At 58.3% G+C, this 13,418-nt stretch carries 15 protein-coding genes and 1 other RNA gene; 7 read left to right on the top strand and 9 right to left on the bottom strand.

What is annotated here, in order from left to right:
• Window positions 1-10: 10 nt before the first annotated feature.
• From V7730_RS10135 to V7730_RS10115, 5 genes are all read right to left on the bottom strand, one after another.
• The gene (locus V7730_RS10135) at window positions 11-1,117 is read right to left on the bottom strand and encodes an SPFH domain-containing protein (RefSeq protein WP_335747480.1); all 1,107 of its coding nucleotides are present in this window, start codon (window positions 1,115-1,117) and stop codon (window positions 11-13) included.
• Window positions 1,118-1,223: 106 nt separating this feature from the next.
• Window positions 1,224-2,186: a DUF2927 domain-containing protein gene (locus V7730_RS10130; protein ID WP_335747479.1), complete on the bottom strand. Its 963-nt coding sequence runs from the start codon at window positions 2,184-2,186 to the stop codon at window positions 1,224-1,226.
• 2 nt (window positions 2,187-2,188) lie between these two features.
• The gene (locus V7730_RS10125) at window positions 2,189-3,385 is read right to left on the bottom strand and encodes a toxic anion resistance protein (RefSeq protein ID WP_335747478.1); all 1,197 of its coding nucleotides are present in this window, start codon (window positions 3,383-3,385) and stop codon (window positions 2,189-2,191) included.
• A gap of 36 nt (window positions 3,386-3,421) precedes the next feature.
• On the bottom strand, window positions 3,422-4,309 hold the full coding sequence (locus V7730_RS10120) for a 5-bromo-4-chloroindolyl phosphate hydrolysis family protein (protein ID WP_335747477.1): 888 nt from the start codon (window positions 4,307-4,309) through the stop codon (window positions 3,422-3,424).
• A gap of 668 nt (window positions 4,310-4,977) precedes the next feature.
• Window positions 4,978-6,066, bottom strand: coding sequence for a pseudouridine synthase (locus V7730_RS10115; protein ID WP_335747476.1), 1,089 nt, complete (start codon window positions 6,064-6,066; stop codon window positions 4,978-4,980).
• A gap of 63 nt (window positions 6,067-6,129) precedes the next feature.
• On the opposite strand from V7730_RS10115, the gene V7730_RS10110 reads away from it, so the two are divergent.
• Window positions 6,130-6,582, top strand: a complete 453-nt coding sequence (locus V7730_RS10110) for a nucleoside deaminase (RefSeq protein WP_335747475.1) — start codon at window positions 6,130-6,132, stop codon at window positions 6,580-6,582.
• A 35-nt stretch (window positions 6,583-6,617) separates the two neighbouring features.
• Here V7730_RS10110 and V7730_RS10105 read toward each other — a convergent pair whose 3' ends face one another.
• The gene (locus V7730_RS10105; protein WP_335747474.1) at window positions 6,618-7,316 is read right to left on the bottom strand and encodes a metal-dependent hydrolase; all 699 of its coding nucleotides are present in this window, start codon (window positions 7,314-7,316) and stop codon (window positions 6,618-6,620) included.
• A gap of 161 nt (window positions 7,317-7,477) precedes the next feature.
• Here V7730_RS10105 and gatC point away from each other — a divergent pair, with 161 nt between their 5' ends.
• The 6 genes from gatC to rpmG all read left to right on the top strand — a co-directional run bounded on the left by gatC (window position 7,478) and on the right by rpmG (window position 11,732).
• Window positions 7,478-7,765 (top strand): Asp-tRNA(Asn)/Glu-tRNA(Gln) amidotransferase subunit GatC, encoded by a 288-nt coding sequence (gene gatC, locus V7730_RS10100; protein WP_335747473.1) that lies wholly within the window; start codon window positions 7,478-7,480, stop codon window positions 7,763-7,765.
• A complete protein-coding gene (gene gatA / locus V7730_RS10095) occupies window positions 7,765-9,255 on the top strand; it encodes an Asp-tRNA(Asn)/Glu-tRNA(Gln) amidotransferase subunit GatA (protein WP_335747472.1) in 1,491 nt (496 codons plus the stop codon). Before gatC ends, gatA begins: the two co-directional genes overlap by 1 nt.
• Before the next feature lie 36 nt (window positions 9,256-9,291).
• Window positions 9,292-10,035: a hypothetical protein gene (locus tag V7730_RS10090; RefSeq protein ID WP_335747471.1), complete on the top strand. Its 744-nt coding sequence runs from the start codon at window positions 9,292-9,294 to the stop codon at window positions 10,033-10,035.
• Window positions 10,036-10,051: 16 nt separating this feature from the next.
• The gene (locus V7730_RS10085; protein WP_335747470.1) at window positions 10,052-10,711 is read left to right on the top strand and encodes an N-acetylmuramoyl-L-alanine amidase; all 660 of its coding nucleotides are present in this window, start codon (window positions 10,052-10,054) and stop codon (window positions 10,709-10,711) included.
• A gap of 35 nt (window positions 10,712-10,746) precedes the next feature.
• An RNA gene (gene rnpB, locus V7730_RS10080) (RNase P RNA component class A) lies at window positions 10,747-11,155 on the top strand.
• Between the two features lie 409 nt (window positions 11,156-11,564).
• The gene (rpmG, locus tag V7730_RS10075; protein WP_025061397.1) at window positions 11,565-11,732 is read left to right on the top strand and encodes a 50S ribosomal protein L33; all 168 of its coding nucleotides are present in this window, start codon (window positions 11,565-11,567) and stop codon (window positions 11,730-11,732) included.
• 154 nt (window positions 11,733-11,886) lie between these two features.
• Here the strand turns inward: rpmG and V7730_RS10070 are convergent, their stop codons facing one another.
• From V7730_RS10070 to V7730_RS10060, 3 genes are all read right to left on the bottom strand, one after another.
• Window positions 11,887-12,195 carry a DUF1272 domain-containing protein gene (locus V7730_RS10070; RefSeq protein ID WP_335747469.1) on the bottom strand — a complete coding sequence of 103 codons (309 nt, stop codon included), beginning with the start codon at window positions 12,193-12,195 and terminating at the stop codon, window positions 11,887-11,889.
• A 65-nt stretch (window positions 12,196-12,260) separates the two neighbouring features.
• A complete protein-coding gene (locus V7730_RS10065; RefSeq protein WP_335747468.1) occupies window positions 12,261-13,037 on the bottom strand; it encodes a Bax inhibitor-1/YccA family protein in 777 nt (258 codons plus the stop codon).
• A 110-nt stretch (window positions 13,038-13,147) separates the two neighbouring features.
• Window positions 13,148-13,366 (bottom strand): DUF1127 domain-containing protein, encoded by a 219-nt coding sequence (locus tag V7730_RS10060; protein WP_335747467.1) that lies wholly within the window; start codon window positions 13,364-13,366, stop codon window positions 13,148-13,150.
• Window positions 13,367-13,418: the final 52 nt, after the last annotated feature.

Genomic DNA, 13,418 nt, shown 5'->3' with positions numbered 1-13,418 from the left:
ACACGTAAGCTTAGGCTGCGGGGGGTGGTGGAGGCATAACAGTGAAAAGCTGCGCCAACTCCATCACATCTTCGGCCATTTTCCAACCATCCTGTCCCGCGGTCCAGACATGGGTTTCACGCTTGAAGGTTCCCTCGGTCACCATGCGGCCAAGGGCTGCCTTGGAGAAGGGGCCAGTTGTCTTGCCCCCCTCAGCGATGTGCCAAACATGCTCGACGGGTGGTGCGGCAGGGGGCTGCGCGCTGCGCGCAGCCGGTTGCGCACCCCATGGCCCGCCTGCTGCTGCCTGCGCACCAATCTGCATCCCAAGGCCCGCACCGATGCCGGCCTGAATGGCGGCTGCGCCTGCACCTTCTTGTCCAAGCCCTTCAGCGGCCTGAAACTGGATGTACTGATTAAGATTGCCGATTACACCCATCGACGACCGTTTATCAAGAATCTCTTCAACTGCGGGGGGCAGTGAGATGTTCTCGACGTAAAGCTCAGGCAGGGCGAGGCCGTATTCAGCCAGCTGCGCTTCGATTTCCTTGCCAACCAATTTACCCAGTTCACGGCCATTTGCAGCCATATCGATCACAGGAATATTAGCACGCGCGATTGTGCGAGAGAACTCTTGCACGATTATGTTACGAATCTGGAACGAAATTTCGTCCATGGTGAATTCACCGTCGGTGCCGACGATCTCACGTAGGAACACAGCCGGATCGGACACGCGGACGCTATACGTACCAAAGGCACGCAGGCGGACTGGGCCGAATTCAGGATCGCGCACGATCACTGGGTTTTTCGTGCCCCATTTGAGATCGTTAAAACGTGTTGTGTTGACGAAATAAATCTCGGATTTGAAAGGAGACTTAAAGCCGTGATCCCAATGCTGAAGAATGGTCAGGATCGGCATGTTGTTGGTCTCAAGCATGTAAAGACCGGGGGTAAAGACATCAGCGAGCTGGCCTTCGTGGATAAACACGGCCGCTTGCCCTTCTCGCACGGTGAGCTTGGCACCGTATTTGATCTCGTGGCCCTCACGCTCAAAACGCCAGACCATGGTATCGCGGGTGTCATCGGTCCAGTGAATCACGTCGATGAACTGGCCGGAGAGGAAATCGAAAATGCCCATGGAGTGTCCTTCGGGGTTGTTTGTAGGGAGCCTAAGCGCGCAGTTGCCGCTTATCAAGAAACAGCTGGTTAGAGGCTGTGTCAGCAAAATTTATCAAGGTGACCGATCATACAGGCCCCACTGAAGTCAGCTCCGTAGCGATGGTCTGTACCGTCGGACGGGCCTCATCGGCGCTCATGCCGGGGCGCAAGCGTGGGTCATAGAGCATCTGAAGCAGCAATTCGTCATGACGTGTAAGCAGGGAAAATTCATCATCATCATTGAAGATGGACGGGCGCGCGGAGGGACTGTCATTGGCCAGTCCCATACCTTGGGCTAGTTCCTCATGAATACATGAAAGGCGCAGCAGGCTCGGATTCTCGGCACGGATCACGGCCAAAGCAGCGGTATAGGTATTGTCACCTGCTCCGCCAGCGTATGCCGCTACCACGCAATAAGTGTCCCGGCGCAAATCAATCAACGGCGCCAGACTGGAGGCAGAAATGCCGGGGACACGTGCAGCAGCCTCGGCTAGCGCATCGGCGCGGTCATCTTCACCGGCGATGATGACGATGAAATTGGGCTGGGAGCTCATGCTTACGGGATGGCCGGTGACGCGGCCAAGCCGTGCAGCATAGCTGCGTATTTGTTCGCTATCGCTCTTGCGCTGCGAGGGCGGCACACCTTCGCCAAAGATCACCTCCATCCGAACCGGAGCAGCCCAACGCCGCAGCGGGCTTGGCCCACCGCGCCCTGAAAAGTTGCCGTCATATTCGTTATAGAACGCGATCTTTTCGAAATTCCGGGCCAGCATGGAGTTGGTAAAGGGCGTATCGGCAGCACCGCCGTCACGGCGCAGCAACCCCTGACCAAGCTGGGCATTCTGTACCTGATTGAGATAGCTCCGCAGTTCAGCGCTTTCTTGAGAGGTCGGGCGCGCGACCTTTGGCGGAACTGTCGGTACAGGAAGATTAGGGCGCGCAACAGGCTTCAGCACCGGACTGACCGGCACCGCGGCTTGGCTACAAGCGCTCAACGCCAGAGCAAAAAGCCCTAGCCCTGCAGCAATTCTGGCGCGCGCCCCTACCATACTTAGCTGGTCACGCTGCCAGCAGCGGTGTCGCCCAGACCGGTCTTCTTGGCTTTGGCGGCTGCAAGCGTATCTCGCAGTTTGGCTTCCATCATCTTGAGCTCGACTTCGGCTGCGGCACGTTTGGCCTTGCCGGCATCGGCGATTTGCAGGCTCTCTTCGATGGTGCCGATCAAATCGGCATTGGCTGCTTTGACAGCTTCGATGTCGAACACGCCGCGCTCCATCTCTTCGCGGATGATCTTGTTGCTTGTCCGCAGGTTCTTGGCGTTTGAAGTAAGCAGCTCGTTTGTCAGATCGTTTGCTTCGCGCACGGCTGTCGCCGCTTCGAACGAGCGCTGGATGGTCACGGCCTGTGCCAGCTGCGTTTCCCACAATGGCACTGTGTTCACGAGGGTCGAATTGATCTTGGTCACCAGCGACTTGTCATTCTCCTGCACCAAACGAATGGAGGGCAGCGACTGCATGGTAACCTGACGTGTCAGTTTGAGGTCGTGTACACGACGCTCCAGATCATCGCGTGCGGCACGGATGTCGCGCAGCTGCTGGGCGACCATAACCTGATCTTCCTCGGCGGCGGCTTCGACATCGGCCTCTTTGGCGGGGATAACGGTTGCGTCCAGCTCTGCCAGTTTTGCTTCACCTGCAGCGATGTACAGCGCCAACTCGTCGTAGAACTGAAGCGTCTTCTCATACAGCATGTCGAGCGATTTGATGTCTTTCAGCAGCGTGTGCTCATGCGACAGCAGGTTGTCTGTGATCTTGTCGATCTGGCCCTGAACCTTTTCAAACTTCGCGGTGAATTTCGCGAAGGGAGCGGCACGGCCGATCAGCTTTTCCCACCAGCTACGCTCGCGGCGCACATCCAGCTCTGAAACGGCAAAGCCGCGGATGGTGGTCACGATGCCGCGCAGGCTGTCACCGGCGGGGCCGACGTCCTTGTTGCGCACGTCCTGTAACATCGCCTGAGAGATCTCTTGCAGTTCGGCCTGAGCGGCAGTGCCGAAGCTGATGATGGACTGGGTGTCGTCCATATCCAGCTCATCCATGCGCGCACGGATTTCGGCACTTTGCGGGGCATCTGCCTGCTCTAGTGTAACGACAGCGTTGGCATCTGCAGGTTCGGGCAGGATTACGGCTGTCACTTCTTCAACCAGAGCAAGAGATTGAGCGGCTTTTTCTCGGACGATTTTAGACATTTGTGTTTCCTTGTGGACAGAACGTTCAGGCGCGGATCACTTAAGGCGCACGCCTTCACGCGACAGCCGCTCGCGCAGCACATCAATTTCAATGGTTAGGTCACTGCGATCTTCAAGCAGTGATTTGCGGTTACGGGCGGCAAAGTTTTTCTCAAGATCATCCAGCAGGGCCAGATAGTCGGTGCGGGCCTGCGTATCGCGGGTGCGCGAATAGATATCTGCAAATTTCGCGGTCGCATCCCGCGCACCTTGCAAATAAACGCCCAGATACTTGCGTGCGGCGGTCAGGTCACGCGGGTCTTCTTCAACCGTGCGTATAAGGTCGCGCGCGGTGTCCGAGAATTCCTCAAGCCGGGCGGTGGCCTGACGGTCACCTGCGCGGTTGATCGTCTCACGCATGGTGATGAGGTGCTTTTCCGCCTCATCTACCACCCGTGCAACGCGGTCCTGCTGAAAGGTGTCGATGCCATCCATCCCCTTGTTGCGCATGGGGTCAAATCCGAACGCGGTCAAATGCAGACCGGCGGCAACGATGCCGTAAATCGCGGGCGAAACCAGATCAAACCCGTTCTGGTGTGCAACCACAGCAAGTGCTGTGCCTACGCCGCTAAATGCTGCGGCGATTGTTTTGCGGGGCAGGGCAGGGCGACGGGCGACCTTGCGGGCATGATAAGCGGCTTCGGCACGTAGCCCTCCGCGCAAAAGCCACGCGGAAAGTGTCAGAGAAGCCGCGCCCAGCATCGCCGACAGAAAGCCGAACGCGTTCGGGCTACCAAAACTGGTGGCTACAAGAACGATCGCGGGCACGAACAGAACATTTGCACGCCCGCCTGCTGGATCAACTTCGATCCTGCGTATGCGTTTTGACGTGTCCTGATTTTCACTGCCGGCGGGGCTGTATTTGCCGCCATACCGTTGCGCCATGCTCAAAGGCCCCCGATCCAGCCAGAGCTTACGCCGAAGAGCAAGACGATCAGTGCCACATAGGCGGCTTTGCGAAAGGGTGTTGGTCCCATGTATTCCTCGACGTGCAGCGGCAATTAATCGTCCCTGATGTTAGCATAAGCAGGCTTTGGCGCGGTTTCCAGTGCCGCGAGCGTGCAGGACTGTAAGATAGGGCTGATCTAGGTGTTCTTGTCCGAAGCCGCCAGCGCCAAGGCTTCGAGTAAAGGTAAGTCGCACTGATTCTCGGCAATGAACCGACTTCCAAAGAGGGAATCGAGAGGATCTGCAGGTGAAAAACAGGTCATTGGCAAAATGATGTCCCTTTGGCGGCGCGGTTAACGCATTTGACCCGAAAAGCCGATAAAAGTGCAGGGGAAAATAAGACGCGAAAATCCATGCGGCGGAATGGTCGAAAAGGTTAACAAGTCTTTGAAATGAAGATGTGATCGAGGACTTATCCATGCAGCAGAGGCGTTTGATAGATACCCGCAAGCAGCCCGCGTCGCCCAAAGCGCCAAAATGGCGGCGTAGGCGCATCGCGCGTCTGCGTGCATCGTTTTCGCAGCAAGCGCGCTTATCCGCTCCTGAGGGCAGGCAAAATTCCGCCGAAATTCTGAGAATGGCCTGTCGCCAGACCTTTGCAGTGCTTAGCCGCTTTTGGGGCCTTTTGGCCCGCCGGGGGTGCGCGGTTTAGACGATGACGATGTGAATGTGCGCGGCTTTGCCTTGGAGGAGGTGAAGGTACGTGGCGCTGGGCCAGCAGTCGCTTTGCGCGCAGCATCCCGCACAGCCTTGGTAGGCCGGTAGGTTTTTGCTTGCTTGGCAGGTTTGCCTCGCTTGCCACGGGTTTCTTCCATCTCTTCACGCGGTTTGGGCAGACCTGGCTGGCCCGGGCCGCCGAATTCGCCTTTATGAGGCACGCGTCTTTTAAAGCCTCGTTTGACTTCCGTTGGTGCGGCTGGCGTTTCGCCAAGCAGTTTTTCGGCCTCCGGTCCAAGCTGGTCACGCAGCACTTTGCGGCGCACTTCCTCTACCGCCCCTTGCTTGAGCTCACCCAGTTGAAAAGGGCCGTAGCTGACGCGGATCAGACGGTTCACGCTCAGTCCTATGGCATCCATCGCGCGACGGATCTCGCGGTTTTTGCCTTCGCGCAGCCCAACGGTCAGCCATGCGTTTGCGCCCTTCTGACGGTCCAAAACCACTTCCATAGGCTGGAAAGGCTCGCCTTCAGCGATAATACCCTTGCGCAGCGGCTCCAGCACTTCTTCGGTGGGGCGTCCGTTCACGCGCACGCGGTAGCGGCGCAGCCAGCCCGTCGAGGGCAGCTCCAACAAACGTTTCAAGCCGCCGTCATTCGTGAGCAGCAGCAAACCTTCGGAGTTAAGGTCGAGCCGTCCGATGCTCATCACGCGCGGCATATCTTCGGGTAGCGCATCATAGATCGTCTCGCGACCTTTTTCATCGCTGTTGGTGGTCACCAGCCCTGTCGGTTTGTGATACAGCCAGACGCGCGCAGGCTCGGCCGGGCCGACAGGCTTACCATCCACGGTGATGCTGTCCGCTGCCGTGACGTTGAGCGCGGGCGAGTCGATGAGCGCGCCATTCACGCGCACACGGCCCGCTTCGATCATGCGCTCTGCTTCGCGGCGGCTTGCGATACCGGCACGGGAGAGGACTTTTGCAATGCGGTCACCTTCAGGGGACGCGGCGGCGGAGGAGGCGGGTGTATCATTCATGCGTCGAGCCATAGCGCAACAGCCCCCCTTGCGAAAGAGAGCGTTTTGCCGCCATCAAGGGGAATGGCATTTACGTCTTTTATGCAAATCGCTCTGGAAGAGGCCCGCGCTGCCGCGGCGCGCGGCGAAGTGCCTGTGGGCGCTGTTGTTATTTCGCCTCAGGGCGAGGTGATCGCGCGCGCAGGTAACCGCACCCGTGAAAATCATGACCCTACGGCCCATGCCGAAATGCTGGCCATCCGCGCCGCCTGCACACATCTAGGCGCCGAGCGGTTGGGCGGTTGCGCGCTTTATGTGACGCTTGAGCCTTGCCCGATGTGCGCCGGTGCCATCTCGGCGGCGCGTATCGCGCGGCTTTATTATGGTGCGGGTGATCCGAAATCAGGTGGCGTGGCGCAGGGCGCGCGGGTGTTCTATCACCCGCAGTGTCATCACGCGCCGGAAATCTTCGAGGGAATCGCCGAGACCGAAAGCGCGGCCTTGTTGCGTGATTTTTTTGCGGCCAGACGGGGCTAGAACACGCAGCAGTCCCGTCTGGCATCATTTGCGCGTCACAGATTGATAGGGTGCAGAACCTGCGGCTCGATCACTGATGTGCCGGGCAGTACGCCATTCACCAAGGCTTCGGCGTTTTGCTCAAGCGCAGGGAAAGTGCGGTAATGGCAGGGGATCACCACGTTGAAGGCGAAATAAGTGCGCGCCGCGTAGGCCGCCATGTGCATGTCCATTGTATAGAACCCGCCAGCCGACAGGATGCCGATGTCCGGTTTGAAGTAATCCCCGATCCACGCCATGTCAGACATCAGCCCCGTATCACCGGAAATGTAGATCGTGCGGCCTTCGCCGCGCAGGATAAAGCCGGATTCGTTGCCCATATAGCTGGGCTTGCCGTCCACCTCAGCGGCAGAGGAGTGTGACGCTGGCACCAAGGTGGCTGTCACCGTCGCGCCGATCGGTGCCGTGCCGCCCATGTTAAAGGCCGCCCCTTCTACCGCGCCAAGACCGTGCAGGTGCTGGGCCAGCTCATACATGCCAGAGACAGGCGCGCCTGTGTCCTTTGAAATTTTAACGACATCAGCGATGTGATCGAAATGACCGTGAGTTACCAGAATATGCGTGGCCCCGCTGATGGCCGAGAGGTGCTGGTCTTCGGAAAGCATCGGATTGCCGGTTAGCCAAGGATCAACCAAAACGACCTGATCTTCGATCTCGATGCGAAAGGAACCGTGCCCAAGCCAGATGATGTTCATTGTGTCTCTCCTGTTGATTGTCTGAGGGTAATCTAGCGGATCGTGCGGCGATGGCGAGGGGCACGCGCAAATTTGCAGGGTGGGTGGGCTGATGGCTTGCCTGTGACTTGCTTGCGCGGCGCGGGAGCGGTAGAGGACGAACAAGCAGATGAGGAAATCCTATGTCGATTGATGAAAGCACCGCCGCACGGGTGGCAAAACTGGCCCGTATCAAAGTCGAACCCGAAGCGCTTCCTGCGCTTGCAAAAGAGTTTAACACGATTCTGGGCTTCATCGAGCAATTGGGCGAAGTGGACATTGAGGGCGTTGAGCCGATGACCTCTGTTACCCCGCAGAACCTGCACCGCCGCGCCGATGTGGTAACGGATGGCGACATGCAGGAAGCGATCCTGAAAAACGCGCCTGACGCGCGTGAGGGATTTTTTGCTGTGCCGAAGGTGGTGGAATAATGTCTGATCTGAACAAACTGGGGCTTGCCGAAGCCCGCGACGCACTGCGCAAGGGCGACACCACGTCCAAAGAGCTGACCGAAGCCTGCCTGAAAGCGATCGAGGGCGCAGGTGCGCTCAACGCATTTGTGCACCACACGCCAGAGCTGGCATTGGAGCGCGCGGCAGCAGCTGACGCGCGCCTCAAAGGTAGCGAAGAAACGCCCGCCATGTGCGGCCTGCCCATCGGGATCAAAGACCTTTTCTGCACCAAAGGCGTGCCATCACAGGCCGCTTCACGCATCCTCGAAGGGTTCAAACCGGAATACGAATCTACCGTCAGCCAGAACTTGCAGGACGCAGGCGCAGTCATGTTGGGTAAGCTCAACATGGACGAATTCGCCATGGGTTCCTCCAACGAGACATCTGTTTACGGCAACGCGATCAACCCGTGGCGCCGTGGTAACGAAAAAACCGCGCTCACGCCTGGCGGCTCGTCCGGCGGCTCAGCAGCGGCGGTGGCGGCTGATCTATGTCTGGCGGCCACTGGCACCGACACAGGCGGATCGATCCGTCAGCCTGCCGCGTTTACCGGCACCGTGGGTATCAAACCGACGTACGGGCGCTGCTCGCGTTGGGGCGTGGTGGCATTTGCCTCTTCGCTGGATCAGGCGGGTCCGATGACCAAATCTGTGCGCGATGCCGCGATCATGCTCGAAGCCATGTGCAGCTATGACCCCAAGGACAGCACCAGCGCCAATCTGGCCGTGCCGAACTTTGAGGCGGCGTTGACCGGCGACATGCGCGGCAAAAAGATCGGTATTCCAGAGGAATATCGCATGGAAGGCATGCCGGAAGAGATCGGCACGCTCTGGGCCGAAGGCACAGCCATGTTGAAAGATGCCGGTGCCGAGATTGTCGATATCTCTCTGCCTCATACTAAATACGCGCTGCCTGCGTACTACGTGATCGCACCTGCCGAGGCGTCTTCAAACCTCGCGCGGTATGACGGCGTGCGCTATGGCCACCGTGCCAAGCTGGACGCAGGCGACGGCATCACCGAGATGTATGAAAAGACCCGTGCCGAAGGCTTCGGTCCAGAGGTTCAGCGCCGCGTGATGGTGGGGACCTATGTTCTCTCCGCAGGCTTCTATGATGCCTATTACAACCGCGCCCGCCGTGTTCGCACGCTCATCAAGAAAAACTTTGATGACGTGTTCGCCAGCGGCATCGACTGCATCCTGACCCCCGCCACGCCGTCGGCGGCCTTTGGTCTGGGTGAGATGATTGATGCGGATCCAATCCAGATGTACCTCAACGATGTGTTCACCGTGACCGTGAATCTTGCCGGCTTGCCTGGTATCGCGGTGCCGACGGGGACGAACGCGCAGGGGCTGCCATTGGGTCTGCAATTGATCGGACGCCCTTGGGAAGAGGCCGATCTACTGTCTTCCGCCTATGCGCTTGAGCGCGCTGCAGGGTTTGTAGCCAAACCTGACAAATGGTGGTAGACGCCTTCAATGCGTAATGAAAAGCAGGCTTTTAAGATGATGAGTGTTAGATTTGTGCTGGGTGCATGTGCCTTGGTGGCTCTGGCCGCTTGTCAGCCGTCTGTGCCCGAAGACAGCCGCTTTGGCGTCGGCTTTGATCAGACGTTTGATGCACAGCGCGCGAATCGTGACTTAGCGCTGCAAGGTGGCGTGCCTGCCGCACCAAACGTAAGCGCGCAGCCTTTGCCAGCCGCAGGTTCTGCTGAAGAGACTGCGGCACAAACTGCAGCTATCCTTGCGCAGACAGGTCAGCCGGTGGACGCCGAGCGTTTGGCCGCGGCTGCCAATAACTCTGGTGTGATACCGGTAGAGGCGAGCCCGTCCAATCCGCCGCCTGCGGTTGTGGACAGCAGCACGGGTATTAGCCGCGAAAACAGTTTTGACGCAGTATCAGGCCAGCGCAGCATCGAAAGCGACGCTGCCCGTATTGCCGCCAACCGTGCACAATATCAGGTGATCCAGCCAACAGCCCTGCCAGAGCGGACAAATACCGGACCTAATATCGTGGCCTATGCGCTGTCCACCAACCACCCTGTGGGCACCAAGCTCTACAAGCGGAACGGCTTTAACGCGGCTAAGAAGTACAGCCGCAGCTGTGGCGCTTTTGGCCATCAGGATCATGCACAGATCGCTTTTCTTGATGCCGGGGGTCCCGAAAAAGACCGCAAAGGCATGGACCCCGATGGAGACGGCTACGCCTGCATGTGGGATCCGACAGTCTTCCGCGCTGGTGGTCAGTAACCGGCCTGTCACTGGCATGCGGTTTCAAAGCTCATCCAATTGCGCAGAGCGTCGGGATGGGCTGAAGCCCTCTCTGATCGTCATCCATTATACCGCGATGGAAAGCGCAGAGGCCGCGATAGAGCGCCTGTGCGATCCAGAAGCGGAAGTCTCTGCTCATTATCTGATCGCTGCCAATGGTGACGTGACGCAGATGGTAGAAGAGGCCGCGCGTGCTTGGCATGCTGGTGCCGGAGAATGGTGTGGGCTGGATGATATCAATTCGCGTTCAATCGGGATCGAGCTCGACAATCGCGGCACGCATCCTTTTTCTGCCCCCCAGATGGACGCCCTTGAGAATCTGCTGTGTGGGATCATGAGGCGCTGGGATATCACCCCAGAGGGCGTGATTGGCCATTCTGACATGGCGCCGGGACGCAAATTCGATCCTGGTCCGCATTTTGACTGGGCACGTCTGGCACGACAGGGACTAGCGGCACCCGTAGGGCAGGGTGACGCACCGGAAAAACTCGATTGGCCCAGCTTTCGCACTGCGGCGCAGAGGGCGGGGTTTACCGCAGAGGCACCCGATGAGGTGTTGCTCGAGGCGGTCCGGTTCCGCTTTCGGCCTTATGCCTCAGGTGCACTTAGCCGCGAAGACTATGCACCACTGTGCCAGCGCACACTGCGGGCTTGACCAAACTGTCCTGTGCAGGATAAGCGCATGCTTGCGCGGAAGGCTGGATGACCGCTTCGTTGGGCAACCAACGGGGAGGAAAGTCCGGACTCCGGAAAGAAACGGTGCCGGGTAACGCCCGGGCGGGGTAACCCGACGGAAAGCGCCACAGAAAATAAACCGCCCACGCGGCTGCTTCGGCAAACGCACGGGTAAGGGTGAAACGGTGGGGTAAGAGCCCACCGCGCGGCTGATAACAGCGGCGGCATGGCAAGCCCCACCGGGAGCAACGCCAAATAGGGACCGCGTGCTTCTGTGTCTTCGGGCATGGCAGCGGAGCTTCTTTCGCTCCAGCAGGTCCGGGTTGGCGGCTGTAGCTGTGTCGGTAACGGCATGGTCAGAGGAATGGTCATCCATGAGGGGCAACTCTCGGGACAGAATCCGGCTTATAGGCCTTTCGCGCATTTTCTTTCATACCTGTGGAGACAGGGCGGTACTGGAACCACAGGAAGCCGCAGCTTAGCAATCTGTGCGCGCTCCTCTCGGCATTTGGGATTTCCGGTGTCGCCGTGGCGCACCTTTTCTCTCACCTGATGCATGGGTTAGGTGCTCTGTGAGTCATTGGCCAAAGGGTCTTCTAGGCGGTTAAACCTTCTGCGTGACCATTTCTTGAACCTCGCCCGTCGTAAGCGCCAGTGGGCCTAATGAGCTCATCCAGCAACATTCATCATGGGGGGAATGCGAATTTTTGCTGTCTGTGCACGGAACATGTGCAATACGGGGTTGACTCGGCCCGTGGCGAAGGTAGAAGCCGAGGCTCAGAGATTACGCGCGCGCGCCGCAATGGGCGTGCCGCTGCACAGGAGAAGACAAAATGGCGAAGCCAACCACGATCAAGATCCGTCTGAACTCGTCCGCGGGCACAGGCCATTTCTACGTTACAAAAAAGAACGCACGCACCATGACCGAAAAGATGGTCATGAAAAAGTATGATCCCGTTGCGCGCAAGCATGTTGAATACAAAGAAGGCAAGATCAAGTAAGATCGCCTTTCTTAGACGCTTATAAGGCCGCGCAGTTCTGCGCGGCTTTTTGCGTTTAGGGGATGGGTGGCGCAGTGTCGTCGGTATGTGCCGCGTGCAGGGGCTGTGAGTAGCCCGTAGCGGCATAGCCACTTAGGGGTAGGCCATGTCCGCCCTAACGGTCCTGTGGCGGCGTATCGCGCAGTTTGGCGGTAAAGGACGCAATGTCGGCTGTGGTCCATTTGAGCTTGCGCCGCTTTGTGCCCGCTGAATGATGGCGCAAGCAGGTGCCGTCGCGCAGGGCCCTTTTGGGGCGGATCGGGCGGGGGACAAAGCCGCCACCGCAGTTCGGGCAGACGTTGTGCAGAACCTGCTCTGCACCGTTAGCGCAGAAGGTGCATTCATAGCTACAGATGCGGGCATCCGCGCTTTCGGGCGGCAGGTCCCGGTCACACATTTCGCAATTTGGTCTGAGTTCAAGCATCACATTACCCAAACAAAAAGGCCGCCCCCGAAGGAGCGGCCTGAATAGCGTCGTTGTCGTGCTGTTTACTCTCTGTTACCAAAAATGCTCAGCAACATCATGAACATGTTGATGAAGTTCAGGTAGAGGCTCAGCGCGCCCATGATGGCTGCTTTGCCCATCCACTCCGCGTCGCCGTGGCTCGCGTGTGAGATGTAGTCGGTCTTGATCCGCTGTGTATCATAGGCTGTTAGGCCCGCGAAAATCAGCACACCGATTGCAGACACGGCGAAGGTCAAAGCAGGGCTCTGCAGGAAAATGTTGATGATCGAAACGACGATCAGGCCAATCACGCCCATGATCAGGAAGCTACCCCAACCGGAGATGTCCTTTTTCGTGGTGTAGCCCCAAAGGGACAGGCCCGCGAATGCGATGGAGGTCGCCAGAAAGACCTGAATGATCGACGCGCCGGTATAGATCAGGAAGATCGAGCTGATAGACAGACCCATGACAAAGGCGAAGGCGTAGAACACCAGCTGTGCAGTAGCCGCAGACATGCGGTTGATCATGGCGCTGAGGCCAAAGACAAAGGCGAGCGGGGCGAACATGATCACCCACTTCAGCGGCGAGGCATAGAGCGCATAACCGAGGTTCGTCAGATATTGACCTTCGCGCATCTGTGCAGCAGCGGCGGAGGGGTCGGATGTGACCGCAAGGCCCGAAATGGCCCAAGCGGCGGCGAAAGTAATCAGCATGCCGACGGACATTGTTCCGTAGACTTTGCTCATGTGCGCGCGCAGGCCCTCATCAATCGCGGCTGTGCGGCTTCCGGCACTGGTCCGGATTGTATTCACGTCTGCCATTTAAAACTCCCTAAAAATTGGCCCGCGCTAGAATTTTCTGCGAGGTTATGCGTAATATCGGGTGCTGGCCGCCTCTTTTCAAGGTTTTTTGCTCAGGATTCTGAACTTGGTTAGCAGGTCCATGATGTCGGGGCGTCCCAGATTGGCCGTGCGGCCTCTGTGCGGGCCTCAGGGCGGCTTATCCCTATGTCTTGCAACTGGTTTTCGGAAAGCGAAGCTAGCGCCCTCCGGCTCCGCCAGATTGCCAGAAGATTAAGCAAGGAGGGGCGTGAGGTGGCGCACCGCGCGGAGGAGGGCTGAAGGAATAGAGTAGGAAGGAAAATACGCATGGGGAAACTCCAGTATCTGTGATGTGTTTGCTCGAATTCGTTTCGATACTTG

Source organism: Sulfitobacter sp. (assembly GCF_036961165.1).
Classification (GTDB): Bacteria; Pseudomonadota; Alphaproteobacteria; order Rhodobacterales; family Rhodobacteraceae; genus Sulfitobacter.
This window is presented reverse-complemented; position numbering and strand designations above follow the sequence as displayed.